The following is a 17461-nucleotide window of genomic DNA, read 5'->3' on the forward strand; positions in this document are numbered from 1 at the left end:
CCAGTGACGATGGCAAAGAGGCCACACCCGTTCCCATCCCGAACACGGAAGTTAAGCTCTTTTGCGCCGATGGTAGTTGGGGGGTTCCCCCTGTGAGAGTAGGACGCCGCTGGGCACATCGAAAGCCGTTACCTGAAAAGGTAGCGGCTTTTTTGTGTTTCAAAAATTCCTTCCTTTCTATGGCCTGCAGTCAAATTCCTTGTATATTAGACGGCTGCATTATAATGTTGAAGAAAAATGAAAGGATGAGTCCCCAATGGCTTCGATCTATGACTTTGAAGTAAAAAAAGCGAATGGCGAACAAGAAACGCTTGAAAAATATAAAGGGCGTCCATTGGTTATCGTCAATACAGCAAGCAAATGCGGGTTTACCCCTCAGTTTGAAGGATTGGAGAAACTCTATGAAAAGTATAAGGACCAGGGACTCGAGATTCTCGGCTTTCCTTGCGGCCAGTTTAATGACCAGGAATTCGACAGCCAGGAAGAAATCATGGAATTCTGCCAAGTGAACTACGGGGTGACCTTTCCGGTTTACGCAAAAGTGGACGTCAAGGGCGACCACGCCGATCCTTTATTCCGCTACCTGACTTCCCAGCAGAAGGGGATGTTGACGGAAGCAATCAAATGGAATTTCACGAAATTCCTGGTCGACCGGGATGGCAATGTCGTTAAACGCTTCGCTCCGCAGACTCCTCCAAGCAATATGGAAGAAGATGTGAAAAAGCTGCTGTAACGATTATTCGGAATAGTTTTTCTTCTTCCTGTTTTCTTGACACTGCATACCGCCGCTGATAACCTTACAATAATATTCAAAAGGAAGCAGGAGGAGCCTCTATTATGTGGGAATCGAAATTTGCAAAAGAAGGTTTGACGTTTGATGATGTGTTGCTTGTACCAGCTCAGTCTGAAGTGTTGCCAAAGGACGTAAGTTTGTCAGTCGAATTGACGCCAACGATTAAATTAAATATTCCTATCATTAGTGCGGGCATGGATACGGTGACAGAATCGAAAATGGCCATTGCGATGGCACGCCAAGGCGGCCTCGGAATCATCCATAAAAATATGAGCATTGAAGAGCAGGCGGAGCAAGTGACGACTGTTAAACGGTCTGAGAACGGCGTTATTACAGATCCGTTTTTCCTGACTCCTGAACATCAGGTATACGATGCAGAACATTTGATGGGCAAATACCGCATTTCCGGAGTGCCGATCGTCAACAATATGGAAGAGCAGAAACTTGTAGGGATTATTACAAACCGCGATTTGCGCTTTATCCAAGACTACTCATTGAAAATCGATGATGTCATGACGAAAGAGAAATTGGTGACGGCAGCCGTCGGAACCACTCTTGAAGAGGCAGAAAAGATTTTGCAGCAATACAAGATTGAGAAATTGCCGATTGTCGACGATGAAGGAACGCTAAAAGGGCTGATCACCATCAAAGACATCGAAAAAGTGATCGAGTTTCCAAACGGCGCGAAAGATGCCCATGGCCGCTTGCTTGTAGGCGCAGCCGTCGGGGTCACTTCTGATACGATGCTCCGCGTAGAGAAATTGGTAAAAGCGCATGTGGACGTCATCGTTCTTGATACGGCACACGGCCATTCAAAAGGCGTCATGGACATGGTAGCCCAGATTCGCGCCACTTATCCGGAACTGGTCATCATTGCCGGAAACGTTGCCACTGCAGAAGGCACACGGGCATTGATCGAAGCCGGTGCTGACGTTGTTAAAGTAGGGATCGGCCCAGGTTCGATTTGTACGACACGCGTCATTGCAGGGGTCGGCGTACCGCAAATCACGGCAGTCTATGACTGTGCGACTGAAGCACGGAAATACGGCAAGAGCATCATCGCCGACGGCGGGATCAAGTTCTCCGGCGATATCATCAAGGCGCTTGCTGCAGGCGGACACGTGGTTATGCTAGGCAGTTTGCTGGCAGGAACGACTGAAAGCCCAGGCGAAACGGAAATCTTCCAAGGCCGCCGCTTTAAAACGTATCGCGGAATGGGTTCGATCGCTTCTATGGAGAAAGGGTCAAAAGACCGCTACTTCCAGGACGATGCGAAGAAACTGGTGCCTGAAGGCATTGAAGGCCGCTTGCCATACAAAGGCCCGTTGGCTGATACCATCCATCAATTGCTCGGCGGCATCCGTGCCGGCATGGGCTATTGCGGAACGAAGGATCTTCAAGCGCTGCGCGAAGATGCACAGTTCATTAAAATGACAGGCGCCGGCCTGCGTGAGAGCCATCCGCACGATGTGCAAATTACGAAAGAATCGCCTAACTACTCAATTTCATGATTGGTGTATCTTTTGGCACCCTTATCTGCCTTTAACATGGCGGAAAGGGTGCTTTTTACATGTTTTTCTTTCAGGACCTGTATAATATGATAGAATAGCATGTGGAAACTTATAGATGGAGGTATTTATACACGTGAAAAATGTTTTACAAACAACTATGTTGCTGACTGTAATGGCTGTCCTATTACTGACTATTATCATTCCGCAGCAAACAAAAGCGGCGGATTCATTGAATATAATGGCAGATGCTGCAATATTGGTAGATGCCGACTCTGGAAAAATACTTTACGCACAAAATGCTGATGCTTCTCTTGGGATCGCCAGCATGACCAAGATGATGACGGAGTATCTATTGTTCGAAGCAATCGAAGAAGGGCGTGTAACTTGGGACCAGGAATACTTGGTAACCGATTATACATATAAAATCTCTCAGGATATGCGTTTGAGCAACGTGCCATTGCGCGCGGAAGAACGATACACGATCAAAGAGCTTTATGAAGCGATGGCGATTTACTCGGCCAATGCTGCAACAATCGGAATCGCTGAAACCATTGCAGGAACGGAAGAGGAATTTGTCCGTCTGATGAATGAAAAAGCGAAAGAATTCGGATTGAACGATGCTAAATTCGTCAATTCAACCGGTTTGAACAACGGTCATTTGATGGGCATGCACCCGAAAGGTACCGGAGCAACCGATGAGAACGTCATGTCGGCGACTTCCGTAGCTAAATTGGCTAAAATCCTCTTGGACGACTATCCGGAAGTGTTGGAAACGACAAAAATCCCGAATAAAGTCTTCCGTGAAGGAACAGACGATGCGACGAATATGGAAAACTGGAACACGATGCTCCCGGGCATGCTGCATGCTTATGACGGTGTAGACGGCCTGAAAACCGGAACAACTGATTTTGCCGGGCACAGCTTTACCGGAACGGCAAAGCGCGGCGATACACGTTTGATCGCTGTAGTTATGAAAGCGGTGGATGATAAGGGCGTAGGCTCTTATAAAGCCCGTTTTGATGCAACGCGCGCCTTGTTCGATTTCGGCTTCAGCCAGTTCTCGACTGAGGAAATCGTTCCTGCCGGCTACCAATTCAAAGGGCAGAAATCCTTGCCGGTAACAAAAGGCAAAGAAGATGAAGTCAACATTGCTGTGAAAGAACCGATTAAGATGATGATCCGCACAAGCGATAAGGACGCCTACCAGCCAGAATTGGTATTGGACGACTCTTTATTGGCTGACGGGGAAATCGAAGCGGCAATCGATGAAGGCAAAGTGGTCGGCACAGTGAAAGTGGCGAAAAAAGAAGGCGAAGATTACGGTTTCCTTGATGAGAAGTCCGGTGCTTCAGAAGTCGTGACGACTGAGAAAGTCGAACGCGCAAACTGGTTCTCCTTGTCGATGCAAGCGGTCGGAAGCTTCTTTGGAACGCTGTGGACAGGTGCACTTGATTTTATAAAAGGGTTATTCTAAAAAAAAACGGCAGGCCATCATTGATGGCCTGCTTTTTTGATGGGAATATCCCAAGAGCGCATGAGTTCCGGGATGCCTTTTTCGATGTCCTCCGCGGTTAAACCGCCGAATCCCAGCACAATCTGGGGCGGAACAACGGTTTTTTGTTCCACGTCGTAGGAGCCGATGCCGAATACCCGGATTTTCGCCGCTTTTGCCCGCTCCACCAATTGCTCTTCGGAAAACACAGTCTGGACCGTGAGGACGATATGCATGCCCGCCTGTTCTCCCGATACTTTGACAGTTGGGGCGAAGGGACGCAGCGCAGCCGTCAGCTGTTCAAGTTTTTTCTTGTAGAGTTTGCGCATGCGGTTCAAATGGCGCGAAAAATGGCCTTGTTTCATAAAATCTGCGACGAGCTGCTGATCCATCCGCGGAACGGAAGAGGAGTAATGCAGGAACGTCTGCTGATAAGAGCGCAGCAGCCGTTTCGGCAGCACCATATAGGCGATTCGCAGTGATGGCATGAGCGACTTCGAGAACGTGCTCAAGTAAATCACCCGCCCGCTCCGGTCCATGCTTTGCAGCGCCGGAATCGGCCGGCTGGTATAGCGGAATTCGCTGTCATAATCGTCTTCGATGATATAGCGTTCCGGCTTGGAAGCTGCCCAGTTGAGCAATTGTGCTCGTTTCGTGGCACCCATCACCGTGCCGGTGGGAAACTGGTGCGAAGGGGTCACATAGGCAATATCAACGCCCCGCACTTCCAGGCTGTGGACGCTGATGCCATCCTCTTCGACGGCGATGGGGACCGCTTTCCGGTCATAATGCTCGAAAATGCTGTGTGTCAGGGCGTAGCCGGGATTCTCAAAGCCGAACAGCACCCCTTTATCAAGCAGGCGGATCAATAAGGGCATCAGCTGTTCTGTACCGGAACCGATGATGATCTGGTCCACGTCGCAGACCACACCGCGCGATTGGAACAAATAGCGGGAGATCTCCTGGCGCAGCGCTTCGTCTCCTTGAGGATGTCCCGACAGGAGCAAATGGTGGTTCATCTCGTCCATGACTTCTTTCGCTACTTTCCGCCATGTCGAAAAAGGGAAGGAACGGGTATCGATTTTGGCAGGATTGAAGTCATAGCGGTATTCGAACCGTTCGCCCGGTGCTGCCGGTTCCTCATGCGGCACATCCAAATACGCGAGCTCCTCGACCGGCAAGGCGAAGAACCCTTTGCGTTCCCTCGCTTCAATAAACCCTTCTGCGACAAGCTGGCTATACGCCAATTCCACGGTTGTCTGGCTGATCGCCAGAAAATCGGCGAGCTTCCGCTTGCTGGGAAGTTTTGTGCCGACCGGGATTTTGCCGGCCGCAATCGCTTCCTTGATTTCCTGGTACAGCTGGTTATAGAGTGGGACGGAATTCCGGCGGTCCAGCTGAAACATGAGCATGTCCATTCTTCTTCCTCCTAACTGGTATGGTTAAAAATAGTAAAACTGATTCTTTTTATATGGTCAATACCTATTATACTTAATTTATCACTCGATAGGGGGAATTTATAATGGATCAACACGGTACAAATCGCGTAAAAAGAGGAATGGCAGAAATGCAAAAAGGCGGCGTGATAATGGATGTGGTCAACGCGGAACAGGCGCGCATCGCAGAAGCTGCAGGCGCGACAGCAGTCATGGCGCTTGAACGCGTCCCGTCGGACATCCGCAGAGACGGCGGTGTCGCCCGGATGGCGGATCCGCGTATCACAGAAGAAGTCATGAACGCCGTATCGATTCCAGTGATGGCGAAAGCACGCATCGGGCATATCGTAGAAGCGCGCGTCCTAGAGGCGATGGGCGTCGATTACATCGATGAAAGCGAAGTTCTGACGCCGGCGGATGAAGAATTCCATTTACTGAAGACGATGTATACCGTGCCGTTCGTCTGCGGATGCCGCAATTTAGGGGAAGCGGCGCGCCGCATCGGCGAAGGGGCTTCAATGCTCCGCACAAAAGGGGAACCGGGAACGGGCAATATCGTCGAGGCCGTGCGCCATCTGCGCCAGGTGAATGCGGAAGTGCGTAAAGTCGTGGCGATGGGTGAAGACGAATTGATGACGGAAGCCCGCAAGCTGGGTGCATCCTACGAATTCCTGAAAGAAGTGAAAAGCTTGGGCCGCTTGCCGGTCGTCAATTTTGCAGCCGGCGGTGTCGCAACGCCAGCGGACGCGGCGCTGATGATGGAATTGGGCGCAGACGGCGTTTTCGTCGGTTCCGGCATCTTCAAATCGGACAATCCGGAACGGTTCGCGCGTGCCATTGTGGAAGCTACGACGCATTACCAGGATTACAAATTGATCGCCGAACTGTCGAAAGATCTCGGCATCGCCATGAAAGGCATCGAGATCTCCACGATTGCAGCCGGGGAACGCATGCAGGAACGGGGCTGGTGAATCATGAAGCGAATCGGGGTATTGGCGCTGCAAGGCGCCGTCCGTGAACATGTGAAATCGATCGGGGCTTGCGGCGCGGAAGCGGTGCTGGTGAAATGGCCTGCTGACCTGGATGGATTGGACGCGCTGATCCTGCCGGGCGGCGAAAGTACGACGATGCGCCGTTTGATCGACCGCTACGGCTTGATGGAGCCGCTGCGTGAATTTGCCAAGACCGGCAAACCGATGTTTGGCACATGCGCCGGATTGATCTTGCTGGCAAAAGAAGTAGTTGGATACGACGAACCGCATTTGGGTGTCATGGACGTCGTGGTGGAACGCAATTCGTTCGGCCGCCAAGTGGACAGCTTTGAAGCGGACTTGACGGTCCAAGGGCTGGATGCACCGTTTAACGCCGTGTTTATCCGTGCGCCGCATATCGTTTCTGCCGGATCGTCGGCGGAAGTGCTTTGTGAGCATGATGGAAGGATCGTCATGGCGAGGAGCGGCCCTTTCCTCGGCTGCTCGTTCCATCCGGAGCTGACAGATGACCACCGCATCACCGAATACTTTATCGGCATGATCCCAAGCACGAATGAAGCGCTCTTGCCAAATTAACTGATATATAGTAAAGTATGGTTAATTTAAAAGTAGAAACGTTGATGGGAACTAGTAGGACGTCTGTTTTTCCAAAGAGAGCCGGTGGTTGGTGCGAACCGGTGAAAAACGCGTGTGAATCCACCCCGGAGTTGCATGGCGAACAAGCCATTGCCGGTTTTGATGCCGTTATGTGATGAAGAGGATTGGCTTTGGCCGATCAATCAGGGTGGCAACGCGGGTAGCTCTCGTCCCTTTACCAAGGGATGGGGGCTATTTTTGTTGTCTTTTTTACATCAGCGACCATATTTAGAGGAGGAATCAGGATGTTAGACATTAAATTTGTACGGGCCAATTTTGAAGAAGTGAAAACGAAGCTTGCGAAACGCGGAGAAGATATTTCCGTACTCGATGAGTTTGAAGGCCTTGACGTGAAACGCCGGGAATTGATTGCCAAGACAGAGAAGCTAAAAGCTGAGCGCAACGAAGCGTCCCAGAACATTGCCATCATGAAGCGCAACAAAGAAAATGCGGACGAAGCGATTGCGAAGATGCGTGAAGTCGGCGAAGGCATCAAAGCGATCGACGATGAACTGCGCGAAGTGGAAGAACGCCTGAACTTTATCATGATGCGCGTGCCGAACATCCCGCACGACAGCGTGCCGGTCGGCGATTCTGAAGATGACAATGTGGAAATCCGCACATGGGGCGACAAGCCGGAATTCGGTTTTGAGCCGAAGCCGCATTGGGACCTCGGAACCGACTTGAATATCATCGATTTTGAGCGTGCCGCCAAAGTGACGGGAAGCCGTTTCGTCTTCTACCGCGGGCTTGGTGCACGCCTGGAGCGCGCACTCATCAACTTCATGATGGATTTGCATCAGGAAGAGCACGGCTATGAGGAAATGCTGCCGCCGTATATGGTCAACCGCGAAAGCTTGACCGGAACCGGCCAGCTTCCGAAATTCGAGGAAGATGCCTTTCTCATTGAAAAAGAGGATTATTTCCTGATCCCGACTTCTGAAGTTCCGGTGACGAACTTCTACCGCGATGAAATCCTGTCTGCTGAGATGCTTCCTCAGGCCTTCGCTTCGTACAGCGCGAATTTCCGCTCTGAAGCGGGTTCTGCGGGGCGTGACACGCGCGGGTTGATCCGACAGCACCAATTCAATAAAGTCGAGCTGGTGCGCTTTGTGAAGCCGGAAGAGTCTTATGATGAATTGGAGAAATTGACGGGCCACGCGGAGAAAGTGCTCCAGCTGTTGGGGCTTCCTTACCGCGTCCTGAAAATGTGCACAGCAGACCTCGGATTCACTGCAGCGAAGAAATACGATATCGAAGTGTGGATTCCGAGCCAGGAAATGTACCGCGAGATTTCTTCATGCAGTAACTTTGAGGACTTCCAGGCGCGCCGGGCGAATATCAAATTCCGCCGTGAAGCGAACGGCAAGCCGGAATTCGTCCATACATTGAACGGCAGCGGGCTCGCGGTCGGCCGTACAGTCGCGGCATTGCTTGAAAACTGCCAGCAGGAAGACGGAACGATTCTGATTCCGGAAGTGCTGCGTCCGTACATGGGCGGAAAAGAAATCATCAAATAATTCAAAAGGAATCCTGGAAGCAAATCGCTTTCAGGATTTTTTAGTTTTCTGTAAAGCGGGTAAAAGAAGAGGAGATATGCGAATCGAGAGGAGTGTTTGAATGGAACATCTATCTATCGACACGAATGGCATCCGCCTGCACGCGGTAGCTGAAGGCCCGGAAGACGGACAGCTGGTTGTGCTGCTGCACGGGTTTCCGGAGTTTTGGTACGGCTGGATCCACCAGATCGGCCCGCTTGCGGAAAAGGGCTACCGGGTGGTGGCACCGGATCTGCGCGGCTATAATTTGAGCGATAAGCCGGAAGGGATCGGGCAGTATACGCTCGACATATTAAGGGATGACGTAGCGGGAGTGATCCGCCATTTTGGCAGGGAACGTGCCATTGTCGTCGGCCACGACTGGGGCGGAGCGGTCGCCTGGCATCTGGCGGCGACGGAACCGGATCTTGTGGAACTGCTCATTGCGGTCAATATCCCGCATCCAAAGGCGATGCCGCGCGTCATGGCGAAAAATCCGCTGCAATGGGTGAAAAGCTCCTACATGGCATTTTTCCAGATTCCGGAGTTGCCGGAAAAAGCGATGGCTGCGGATTACTTCAAGACGATGGTCGGCAGTTTGGTATCTACGAGCCGGCCCGGCACGTTCTCCGATGAAGAGCTCGAGCTGTACAAAGAAGCGTGGGCACAGCCGGGTGCTTTGACGGGAATGCTGAATTGGTACCGCGCACTCCTGCAAGGCAGCATGCACCAGACGCCGGACCGGAAAATCACCGTTCCCGTGCGCCTGATCTGGGGAATCGGCGACCAGTTCCTGTCTCCGATGCTGGCGAAGGAAAGCATGAATTTCTGCGAGGACGGCGAGCTGGTATTCGTCGGAGAAGCGACCCATTGGGTCCATCATGAGCAGGCCCATATCCTGAACATGTTGATTGACCGGTTTATAAACGAAGAAAAAGCGGACGTCCTGTGACGCAACAGGGCTAACAGGAAGAAACAATGGTTTCAGCAGATACCCGGGCACAAAACCTTTACTGGTTTGGACCCGGGTTTTGGTGTGTGCGCTTTTCTGGCGTCAGGCGATCGAAAACTGAAAAGAGGAATAGGACGTCCAAGTTCGAATACTAATAAAGAGAAACTGCGAATTGACTGTACATATCAGCTAAAAGGGGGCGGGTTAATAATGAACAACCGGTGGAATAGGGTGATCTACAAGATGTGGTCTCCTGTGTACGATAAATTCTTTAACTCGGGCCGCTTCCTCAGCGCACGAAAGGAGATTTTCAGCAAAGCCGGCTTTGCTGAAAACCAGAAGATCCTAGTTGTCGGAGTAGGAACCGGTGCGGATTTGGAGCGGATCGACCATGAAAAACTAGAGGTGACGTCGATAGACTATTCGGAGGATATGCTGCGCAAAGCAAGAGGGAAATTCAAAGGTTCCTCTATCCGATTTATAAAGATGGACGCCCAAAACATGCATTTTCCGGACGACCATTTCGATGCCGTTATCGGAAGCCTTGTTTTGTCAGTTGTTCCAGATGCGGGGAAATGCTTGAATGAAATGCTAAGAGTATTAAAGCCCGGCGGGGAAATGATCATCTTTGACAAATTTGCCCCAAAAAACAAAGGGCTTTCGCCGCTGCAAAAAGCAGCCAGGCCGCTGATCAAATTGTTAGGAACTGATATTGGCCTCGATTTTGAAAAAATGTACGAAAAGTACAAAGAGCTTGGAGCCATAGAAGAGGACGCTGGACTCATATTCGGCGGAATGTATCGAAAGATTATCATTAAGAAAATGCCGATTGGGGCGGTTCATGAAACAGCAAAAGCTCAGAGTGCTACTCTCTGAGCTTTTTGGAGGCGTGGCGCCCGGTCGTTCATTCTTGATTGTCCTGGGTGTTCTCAGCCATAGCCGCCTGCTTTTGCTTCTTTTTGTTTTCACGGAGTGTACGGAAAAACCGGGTGAGAAGCCCGCCGCATTCTTCCGCCATTACGTTTTCCGTCACTTCGCATTGATGGTTGAACCGTTCGTCGTTCAACAGCCGGTACAGTGAATCGACAGCGCCGGCCTTGGCATCGCGTGCGCCGTAGACAACGCGCGGCACTCGCGCCTGCAGGATGGCGCCTGCACACATCGGACAAGGCTCTAACGTTACGTAAAGGATGGTTTCTTCCAGGCGCCAATTGCCGAGCTTCTGGCAGGCTTCTTGGATGGCCAGGAGTTCGGCATGGGTCACCGCATTCCGGGTAGTCTCCCGCAAATTATGGGCCCGCGCAATGACTTCGCCCTGATGGACAACTACGGCGCCGATCGGCACTTCACCTTTTGCGGCGGCTTTCTCCGCTTCTTCAATCGCCATTTGCATGTAATAATGGTCTTGTTCCATACCGTTCATGATTCATCGCTCCTTAAAGGAAAGTGTAGCATCCCAGCCGGGAATATTACAGCAGGGCAAAGACAAAAGGAAAGAAAAGGCGTAAAATTAACGCATACGATACATAGCCGGGGAGCGATTGGATGGTCAAAGAACATAAAAAAGAGACATTGGGGCATATGCTTCGGCGTCTGGTCTTCATCTTGATCGGCGCCACGATGGCCGCTGTTTCAATCGAGCTCTTCCTCGTGCCGAATGCCATCATTGATGGCGGCATTATCGGCATTTCATTGATCCTGGATTATTTATCGCCGGTGCCGTTCGGCATTTTGCTGGTGTTCATCAACTTGCCGTTCCTGTTTTTCGGCTACAAGCACATCGGCAGAAGCTTCTTCATTTCTTCAATCTTCGCCATTGTAGCGCTGGCAATCATTGAATTTCCGCTGCATCCGATTCCGGGATTCGTCGAAGATCCCTTGCTTGCGACCGTTTTTGGCGGCATGCTCCTCGGTGCGGGCGTCGGCCTTGTTATCCGGAACGGCGGCGCGCTCGACGGCACGGAGATCCTGGGAATTCTGCTGACGCGCAAGCTGCCGTTTTCCGTCGGTGAATTTGTCATGTTCGCCAATGTCTTCATCTTCACCTGGGCCGGCTTCGTGCTCGGCTGGGAGCAGGCGATGTACTCGATCCTGACGTATTACATCGCATCCAAGACAATTGATACGGTCATCCAGGGGCTCGACGATACGAAGTCCGTCATCATCGTTTCCGATGCATATGACGAGCTCGGGGATGCCATCAATTCCCGGCTCGGCAGAAGCGTCACCAAATTGCACGGCAAAGGCGGCTTCAAGGAAACGCCGAAAGACGTCATTTATGTGGTCGTCACCCGCCTTGAGCTGACGAAACTGAAGCAGATTGTTTCGGACATCGACCCGAAGGCATTCCTGACAATCATGGCTACCCAGGAAGTGCACGGCGGTACATTCAAAGCACCGATCCATTGACGGATGGGTGTTTTTTCTTGTATTTTTACTGGGGAGTCTATGGTAAAATTAAGGGCACTGTACAACACTTGAACAGAAAGAGGGGAACTTCCCATGCCGGTGCCATTTATCACCGTAGAAGGTCCGATTGGCGTTGGCAAAACGTCACTGACAAAAGCGATTGCTGAACAATACCAATTTCAGATGCTAAAGGAAATTGTTGATGAGAACCCGTTTCTCAATAAATTTTACGAAGACATCGAAGAATGGAGTTTCCAGACGGAAATGTTCTTCCTGTGCAACCGCTACAAGCAGCTTGCCGATATCGAGAAGAAATTCATCTCAAATCGTGAATCTGTCGTGGCCGATTACCACATTTTCAAGAACCTGATTTTTGCCAAGCGCACATTGCCGGGCAGCGAATATATAAAATATGAATCCATTTATAAAATTCTGACGGCAGATATGCCGACGCCGAATATGGTCGTGTACTTGCATGCGAGCCTGGATACGCTGATGGCCCGCATCAAAATGCGCGGACGCGAATTCGAGCAGATGATCGCGCCGGAATACATGGAGCAGCTCGCTGCCGATTACCATGAATTCATCGAACGGTTTGAGCGGGAGCATCCGGAGATTCCGGTGCTCCGCATTAACGGGGACGAAATCGATTTTGTCCAGAATGCCGACGACTTAGAGCTTATTTTGCAAAAAGTGGATCAAGTTTTACAACAAAGGAGCCTATCAGTATGAACTTACGTGAAAAATACGACATTCCGTCAGATGCAGTCATCACCATTGCCGGAACTGTCGGAGTCGGAAAATCGACGATGACCAAAGCGCTCGCTGAAGCGCTGCAATTCCGCACTTCGTTTGAGAAAGTCGACACCAATCCATATCTGGATTTATTCTATGATGATTTCGAAAAGTGGAGCTTTCATCTCCAGATCTATTTTTTGGCCGAACGCTTCAAGGAGCAGAAGCGCATGTTCGAATACGGCGGCGGCTTTGTCCAGGACCGTTCGATTTACGAAGATACAGGCATTTTCGCAAAGATGCACCAGGAAAAAGGCACGATGAACGCGGTCGACTACGAAACGTATACGAATCTTTTCGAAGCGATGGTCATGACGCCTTACTTCCCGCATCCGGATCTGCTGATTTACCTGGAAGGGTCGCTTGATGACATCATTGGCCGCATCCATGAACGCGGGCGCACGATGGAACAGCAGACGCCAGTGGAATATTGGGTGGAAATGCACGGACGCTACGAAAAATGGATCAATTCGTTCAACGGTTGCCCCGTGCTGCGCCTGAACATCAACGATTATGATTTGATGAACGATCCGGACTGCACCGAACGTATCGTGGAGCGGATCGGCAACTTCCTCCAGCAGACAGCCGTTTTAAAAAGATAACCAAACCCCCGGACATTCAGCTGTCCGGGGTTTTTATTTCCCGGGAAATAAAAGGAGATAACAACAAAAAAACAGGCAGCCGAGGGCTGCCTGTTTTCACTATGTATTAAAAATGTTCAGACATATAAACTTTAAGAAAAATTCGTTACTTTCGTAACGAATCCAATCTCGAATTTATATGCGCGTAAATTCAAAAAATGGAGGAGGAAGAGGGATTCGAACCCCCGCGGGATTTGACTCCCCTGTCGGTTTTCAAGACCGATCCCTTCAGCCAAACTTGGGTATTCCTCCGTATCAGACAAGAATTAATTTATCATGAACGTAATATGGGTGTCAACACTTTCGCTGATTTTTTTCTGAAGAATTTCGGGAAAGCTGTTGCCAAGCCCCTCTGGCAGGCAGTTCACGCTTCAATTCACTATATCAAATGCTTATGATTGATTTTTCCCCGGATACTCCGTATACTAATAAATGCCGTGCTAGGTGGGAAGATAGCGGTGTCCTGTAACCTGCAATCCGCTTCAGCAGGACTGAATTCCTTTCCTAGGCTGTTTGTATGCAGGGTCTGCCTCTTGCACGTAGTGTTGACATTTGGGTCCTGCGCAATGGAAACCCATGAACCATGTCAGGTCCGGAAGGAAGCAGCATTAAGTGGATCTTTTCATGTGCCGCGGGGTTGCCTAGATCGAGCTAACGACAAGGGTAACGCTTGTGTACAGCAGTCAAAGAAAGGTGCACGGCATTAACTTTAACTTTAGGCCTGTCCGCATTTATGCGGGCAGGTTTTTTGTTGTTTATATTCAGCTTTGGAGCCCTTCAGTCGTCCCGAAAAGCGCTGTGTTTTTCAGGGGAAATCATTCAGGGGGACCCTGTATTTATGGTATAATGGAGAGACGGAAAACACTTACTACAAAAGGGGAGAATAACGTTGGCGTATCAAGCTTTTTATCGTGTGTACCGGCCGCAGTCCTTTTCTGAGATGTCCGGCCAGTCGCATATCAAACAAACCCTTCAAAATGCTCTCCTCTACAATAAGACCACCCATGCTTATTTGTTCTCAGGACCGCGGGGCACAGGAAAGACCAGTGCGGCCAAGATTTTTGCGAAAGCCCTCAACTGCAAGCGGGCGCCAGTGGCGGAACCGTGCAATGAATGCGCTTCTTGCCTAAGCATTACGGAAGGGTCGAATACGGACGTCATCGAATTCGATGCCGCTTCGAATTCACGCGTTGAAGAAATGCGTGAGATCATTGAAAAAGTCCGGTTTGCTCCTGCGAATTCCCGTTTTAAGATCTATATCATTGATGAAGTCCATATGCTTTCCAACAGCGCATTCAATGCTTTGCTGAAAACGCTGGAAGAACCCCCGGAACATGTGGTGTTCATCTTGGCGACAACCGAACCGCATAAGCTGCCGTTGACCATCATTTCACGCTGCCAGCGGTTTGATTTCAAGCGGCTCACGCAAGCGGACATCGTTGAACGCATGATTGAAGTGCTGACGGACGCGGATATTCCCTACGACGAACATGTATTGAAAATTATTGCCCAAGCGGCAGCCGGCGGCATGCGCGATGCGCTGAGCCTGCTCGATCAGGTGGTTTCTTTCAGCGGAGACCAGATGACTGTTGAAGATGCCCTGCTTGTCACGGGGTCCATCAGCCAGGATATGTTCTACGCCATTGCAGAAGCTCTGCTGGCAAAGGATATTGGCCAAGCCTTGACCCTTTTGGAACAATTGGTGCGCGACGGGAAAGACCCGGTCCGGCTGGTGGAAGATTTCATTACCTTCTTCCGCGACTTGCTGCTGATTCAAACGGCGCCTGACCTCCACGATATGCTGGAACTTGCAGCGCATGAAGAACGGTTCGAGCAATTGGCGAAGCAATTCGATCCGGCAACGCTCTATTCCTGGATTGACGTGCTGACAAAGACGCAGCAGGAAATGCGGTTTTCGAACCATACGAAAATCTACCTGGAAACCGCCTTGCTGAGAATGGTTCAGGCGGATGCGCCGGTTGCGGTGTCTTCATCCGCTTCTGCATCACCGGAGCTGGAAGCGAAAGTGAACCATCTCGAGCAATTGATCATCCAGCTTCAACAGCAATTGAAAAACGGCGAAGGCCAGGCTCCGGCAGCTGCGGCAGAACCGAAGCGGCGCCAGCGCTCACAAAGCAGCTATAAAGTGCCGGTTGTGCGCATACAGGACGTCCTGAGCAATGCGACCAAGCCGGATATTCAGGCGATCAAAACCAACTGGGCGGCCGTCATGGGCCAACTGCAGAAATCGCATGCGGCTTTATTGAACGAAGCAGAGCCGGTAGCGGCTTCTACAGATGCTTTTGTGTTAAAATTCAAGTATGATATTCATTGTCAGATGGCTGCCGATAACCAGACGTTTGCCGCTACATTCAGCCAGCTCCTCGAGCAGTATACCGGCAAGGCCTACATGCCGATTTTCGTGCCGGATGAAAGCTGGCTGAAGATCCGGGAAGAGTTCATCAGAAGCAACGGATTGAAAGCGGGAGCGGAAGAAAAGCAGCCGGACTCTGAAGACGAACATCCATTTTCAGCTGAAGGCACAGCGGCGGAGGAAGATCCGTTCATCGCTGAAGCGGAGCGGCTGTTCGGCAAAGATTTTGTCGAAATCCATGATGACTAATCACATAACCTGAAGGAGGAAACAATTATGCGCGGTGGGGGAAATATGCAAGGCATGATGAAACAAATGCAGAAAATGCAAAAACAAATGGCTGAGGCTCAAGAAGAGCTAGGGACATTGACTTTTGACGGGACAGCCGGCGGCGGAATGGTCAAAGTCACTGTCACGGGACATAAAGAAGTGAAAGACGTGGTATTGGACCCTTCTGTTGTTGACCCGGAAGATGTTGAAATGCTTCAAGATCTATTGATTGTCGCCACAAACGAAGCGTTTAAAAAAGCGGATGAACATGCGAATTCCACAATGGGGAAATTCACTAAGGGCTTAAACATTCCTGGCATGTTCTAGGAGGTATATACAATGCATTACCCTGAACCCATTACCAAATTGATGGAGAGTTTTATGAAGTTGCCAGGAATCGGGCCAAAGACAGCGGCCCGGCTGGCATTTTTTGTGCTCGGAATGAAGGAAGATACGGTCCTTGATTTTGCGAAAGCTTTGGTGGATGCGAAACGGAACTTGAGCTTCTGCTCGATTTGCGGACATATCACGGATATCGATCCGTGCCATATCTGCCAAGATCCGCAGCGCGACCGTTCGACGATCTGTGTAGTCCAGGATCCGAAAGATGTTATTGCGATGGAGAAGATGCGCGACTACACGGGTTTGTACCATGTGCTGCAAGGGGCGATTTCTCCGATGGACGGCATCGGTCCAGAAGACATTAACGTACCGTCGTTGTTGAAGCGCCTGCAGGACGAAGAAGTGAAAGAGTTGATCCTGGCGACCAACCCGACCGTCGAAGGGGAAGCGACCGCCATGTATATTTCGCGCCTTGTCAGACCGTCGGGCATCCGGACCACCCGCATCGCTCATGGCCTCCCGGTTGGGGGAGACCTCGAGTATGCAGACGAAGTGACGTTGTCCAAAGCGATGGAAGGCCGGCGCGAGCTGTAAAGAGGAGAAAGACAAGTGTTTTCAAAAAGAGGGAAATTAAAAAGAGAATTTGATGTGCAATTGATCCGCCAGTTTCTGGAGACAAAGCAGGAATGGGAGAAAGCCCAGGCACTCGAAGAGTTGTCTGTGGAATACGACCAGCTTTGTGCGGCGGAAAGGAAAATCAGCGAAAGCAAAAACCTTTTCCTGCTAAAAGAAGCGCGGATTCGAAAGATGAGCATGAAATGAAAGGCAGCGGCTTTTTATGCCCTGCCTTTTTTCTTTTTTTGGCACGAGAACCAATGATTCGGCCATGGAATTGCCTGCGCCATAAAATGCGCTTATATAGAAGAAACTTTATTGTGATATTGAAATAATATCTTTTTAGAAAAAGATACGTGAAAGTGTTGACTCTTAAAGAATAATGCTATAGTATAATACAAGTCGCCAAGAGAAAAGCATATAACGAAATAACAACTGGCGCACAACATGAACCTTGAAAACTGAACAGCAAAACGTCAACGAAAGACGTCACGAGCGCCAAGGCGCGAGAACGGCTTTTGCGAAGGTGGCCGCAAGGCAATCGGAGCACAGGTCTTCCACATCAAAGCGTTCGTGACTTAATTACTGATCAGCTCACGCAGATCAAAGCGAGCCGTGCGTCCTTCGGGACGGCGGCACGCCAGCAAGTATTTGAGCAATCAAAT

The 17461-nt window shown here is 50.4% G+C and carries 17 protein-coding genes, 1 tRNA gene, 1 rRNA gene, 1 other RNA gene and 1 other annotated feature; of the genes, 17 read left to right on the top strand and 3 right to left on the bottom strand.

What is annotated here, in order from left to right; translation table 11 throughout:
* From rrf to ACFSDB_RS17010, 4 genes are all read left to right on the top strand, one after another.
* A 5S ribosomal RNA gene (gene rrf / locus ACFSDB_RS16995) occupies positions 1–115 on the top strand.
* A gap of 141 nt (positions 116–256) precedes the next feature.
* Positions 257–733, top strand: a complete 477-nt coding sequence (locus ACFSDB_RS17000; protein ID WP_204893853.1) for a glutathione peroxidase — start codon at positions 257–259, stop codon at positions 731–733.
* A 104-nt stretch (positions 734–837) separates the two neighbouring features.
* The gene (gene guaB / locus ACFSDB_RS17005; protein ID WP_204893852.1) at positions 838–2304 is read left to right on the top strand and encodes an IMP dehydrogenase; all 1467 of its coding nucleotides are present in this window, start codon (positions 838–840) and stop codon (positions 2302–2304) included.
* Between the two features lie 133 nt (positions 2305–2437).
* Positions 2438–3778: a serine hydrolase gene (locus tag ACFSDB_RS17010; RefSeq protein WP_377340727.1), complete on the top strand. Its 1341-nt coding sequence runs from the start codon at positions 2438–2440 to the stop codon at positions 3776–3778.
* A 17-nt stretch (positions 3779–3795) separates the two neighbouring features.
* On the opposite strand, the gene pdxR is transcribed toward ACFSDB_RS17010, so the two are convergent.
* Entirely contained in the window at positions 3796–5214 is a 1419-nt protein-coding gene (gene pdxR, locus ACFSDB_RS17015) for a MocR-like pyridoxine biosynthesis transcription factor PdxR (RefSeq protein ID WP_204893850.1), read from the bottom strand.
* 104 nt (positions 5215–5318) lie between these two features.
* Between pdxR and pdxS the strand changes: the two genes are divergently transcribed.
* From pdxS to ACFSDB_RS17040, 5 genes are all read left to right on the top strand, one after another.
* Positions 5319–6203, top strand: a complete 885-nt coding sequence (pdxS, locus tag ACFSDB_RS17020) for a pyridoxal 5'-phosphate synthase lyase subunit PdxS (protein ID WP_204893849.1) — start codon at positions 5319–5321, stop codon at positions 6201–6203.
* A 3-nt stretch (positions 6204–6206) separates the two neighbouring features.
* On the top strand, positions 6207–6800 hold the full coding sequence (pdxT, locus tag ACFSDB_RS17025) for a pyridoxal 5'-phosphate synthase glutaminase subunit PdxT (RefSeq protein WP_204893848.1): 594 nt from the start codon (positions 6207–6209) through the stop codon (positions 6798–6800).
* 32 nt (positions 6801–6832) lie between these two features.
* Positions 6833–7038: a binding site (T-box leader), on the top strand.
* Positions 7039–7105: 67 nt separating this feature from the next.
* Positions 7106–8380: a serine--tRNA ligase gene (gene serS / locus ACFSDB_RS17030; RefSeq protein ID WP_204893847.1), complete on the top strand. Its 1275-nt coding sequence runs from the start codon at positions 7106–7108 to the stop codon at positions 8378–8380.
* Between the two features lie 100 nt (positions 8381–8480).
* Positions 8481–9350 (top strand): alpha/beta fold hydrolase, encoded by an 870-nt coding sequence (locus tag ACFSDB_RS17035; RefSeq protein ID WP_204893846.1) that lies wholly within the window; start codon positions 8481–8483, stop codon positions 9348–9350.
* Between the two features lie 243 nt (positions 9351–9593).
* Positions 9594–10226 carry a class I SAM-dependent methyltransferase gene (locus tag ACFSDB_RS17040; RefSeq protein ID WP_377340734.1) on the top strand — a complete coding sequence of 211 codons (633 nt, stop codon included), beginning with the start codon at positions 9594–9596 and terminating at the stop codon, positions 10224–10226.
* A 28-nt stretch (positions 10227–10254) separates the two neighbouring features.
* Here ACFSDB_RS17040 and tadA read toward each other — a convergent pair whose 3' ends face one another.
* On the bottom strand, positions 10255–10773 hold the full coding sequence (tadA, locus tag ACFSDB_RS17045; RefSeq protein ID WP_204893844.1) for a tRNA adenosine(34) deaminase TadA: 519 nt from the start codon (positions 10771–10773) through the stop codon (positions 10255–10257).
* 122 nt (positions 10774–10895) lie between these two features.
* On the opposite strand from tadA, the gene ACFSDB_RS17050 reads away from it, so the two are divergent.
* The 3 genes from ACFSDB_RS17050 (at position 10896) to ACFSDB_RS17060 (ending at position 13156) form a co-directional block, all read left to right on the top strand.
* Entirely contained in the window at positions 10896–11759 is an 864-nt protein-coding gene (locus ACFSDB_RS17050) for a YitT family protein (protein WP_204893843.1), read from the top strand.
* 93 nt (positions 11760–11852) lie between these two features.
* A complete protein-coding gene (locus tag ACFSDB_RS17055) occupies positions 11853–12491 on the top strand; it encodes a deoxynucleoside kinase (RefSeq protein ID WP_204893842.1) in 639 nt (212 codons plus the stop codon).
* Positions 12488–13156 (top strand): deoxynucleoside kinase, encoded by a 669-nt coding sequence (locus tag ACFSDB_RS17060; protein ID WP_204893841.1) that lies wholly within the window; start codon positions 12488–12490, stop codon positions 13154–13156. Before ACFSDB_RS17055 ends, ACFSDB_RS17060 begins: the two co-directional genes overlap by 4 nt.
* A 198-nt stretch (positions 13157–13354) precedes the next feature.
* On the opposite strand, the gene ACFSDB_RS17065 is transcribed toward ACFSDB_RS17060, so the two are convergent.
* Positions 13355–13447: transfer RNA gene (locus tag ACFSDB_RS17065), tRNA-Ser, on the bottom strand.
* A gap of 183 nt (positions 13448–13630) precedes the next feature.
* Between ACFSDB_RS17065 and ffs the strand changes: the two genes are divergently transcribed.
* The 5 genes from ffs (at position 13631) to ACFSDB_RS17090 (ending at position 17003) form a co-directional block, all read left to right on the top strand.
* An RNA gene (gene ffs / locus ACFSDB_RS17070) (signal recognition particle sRNA large type) lies at positions 13631–13896 on the top strand.
* Positions 13897–14084: 188 nt separating this feature from the next.
* Positions 14085–15818, top strand: a complete 1734-nt coding sequence (gene dnaX / locus ACFSDB_RS17075; RefSeq protein ID WP_204893840.1) for a DNA polymerase III subunit gamma/tau — start codon at positions 14085–14087, stop codon at positions 15816–15818.
* A 27-nt stretch (positions 15819–15845) separates the two neighbouring features.
* Entirely contained in the window at positions 15846–16166 is a 321-nt protein-coding gene (locus ACFSDB_RS17080) for a YbaB/EbfC family nucleoid-associated protein (RefSeq protein WP_204893839.1), read from the top strand.
* A 12-nt stretch (positions 16167–16178) separates the two neighbouring features.
* The gene (gene recR / locus ACFSDB_RS17085) at positions 16179–16775 is read left to right on the top strand and encodes a recombination mediator RecR (RefSeq protein WP_204893838.1); all 597 of its coding nucleotides are present in this window, start codon (positions 16179–16181) and stop codon (positions 16773–16775) included.
* A 15-nt stretch (positions 16776–16790) separates the two neighbouring features.
* A complete protein-coding gene (locus tag ACFSDB_RS17090; RefSeq protein ID WP_204893837.1) occupies positions 16791–17003 on the top strand; it encodes a YaaL family protein in 213 nt (70 codons plus the stop codon).
* Positions 17004–17461 lie beyond the last annotated feature (458 nt).

This window comes from Planococcus chinensis (assembly GCF_042681545.1).
Lineage (GTDB): Bacteria > Bacillota > Bacilli > Bacillales_A > Planococcaceae > Planococcus > Planococcus chinensis.

Coding starts and splice junctions, on each gene's coding strand:
- ACFSDB_RS17035 (WP_204893846.1), top strand. CDS start 8,481: ATGGAACATCTATCTATCGACACGAATGGCATCCGCCTGCACGCGGTA.
- pdxT (WP_204893848.1), top strand. CDS start 6,207: ATGAAGCGAATCGGGGTATTGGCGCTGCAAGGCGCCGTCCGTGAACAT.
- ACFSDB_RS17080 (WP_204893839.1), top strand. CDS start 15,846: ATGCGCGGTGGGGGAAATATGCAAGGCATGATGAAACAAATGCAGAAA.
- recR (WP_204893838.1), top strand. CDS start 16,179: ATGCATTACCCTGAACCCATTACCAAATTGATGGAGAGTTTTATGAAG.
- ACFSDB_RS17000 (WP_204893853.1), top strand. CDS start 257: ATGGCTTCGATCTATGACTTTGAAGTAAAAAAAGCGAATGGCGAACAA.
- guaB (WP_204893852.1), top strand. CDS start 838: ATGTGGGAATCGAAATTTGCAAAAGAAGGTTTGACGTTTGATGATGTG.
- ACFSDB_RS17060 (WP_204893841.1), top strand. CDS start 12,488: ATGAACTTACGTGAAAAATACGACATTCCGTCAGATGCAGTCATCACC.
- ACFSDB_RS17050 (WP_204893843.1), top strand. CDS start 10,896: ATGGTCAAAGAACATAAAAAAGAGACATTGGGGCATATGCTTCGGCGT.
- pdxR (WP_204893850.1), bottom strand. CDS start 5,214: ATGGACATGCTCATGTTTCAGCTGGACCGCCGGAATTCCGTCCCACTC.
- ACFSDB_RS17055 (WP_204893842.1), top strand. CDS start 11,853: ATGCCGGTGCCATTTATCACCGTAGAAGGTCCGATTGGCGTTGGCAAA.
- pdxS (WP_204893849.1), top strand. CDS start 5,319: ATGGATCAACACGGTACAAATCGCGTAAAAAGAGGAATGGCAGAAATG.
- ACFSDB_RS17040 (WP_377340734.1), top strand. CDS start 9,594: ATGTGGTCTCCTGTGTACGATAAATTCTTTAACTCGGGCCGCTTCCTC.
- tadA (WP_204893844.1), bottom strand. CDS start 10,773: ATGAACGGTATGGAACAAGACCATTATTACATGCAAATGGCGATTGAA.
- serS (WP_204893847.1), top strand. CDS start 7,106: ATGTTAGACATTAAATTTGTACGGGCCAATTTTGAAGAAGTGAAAACG.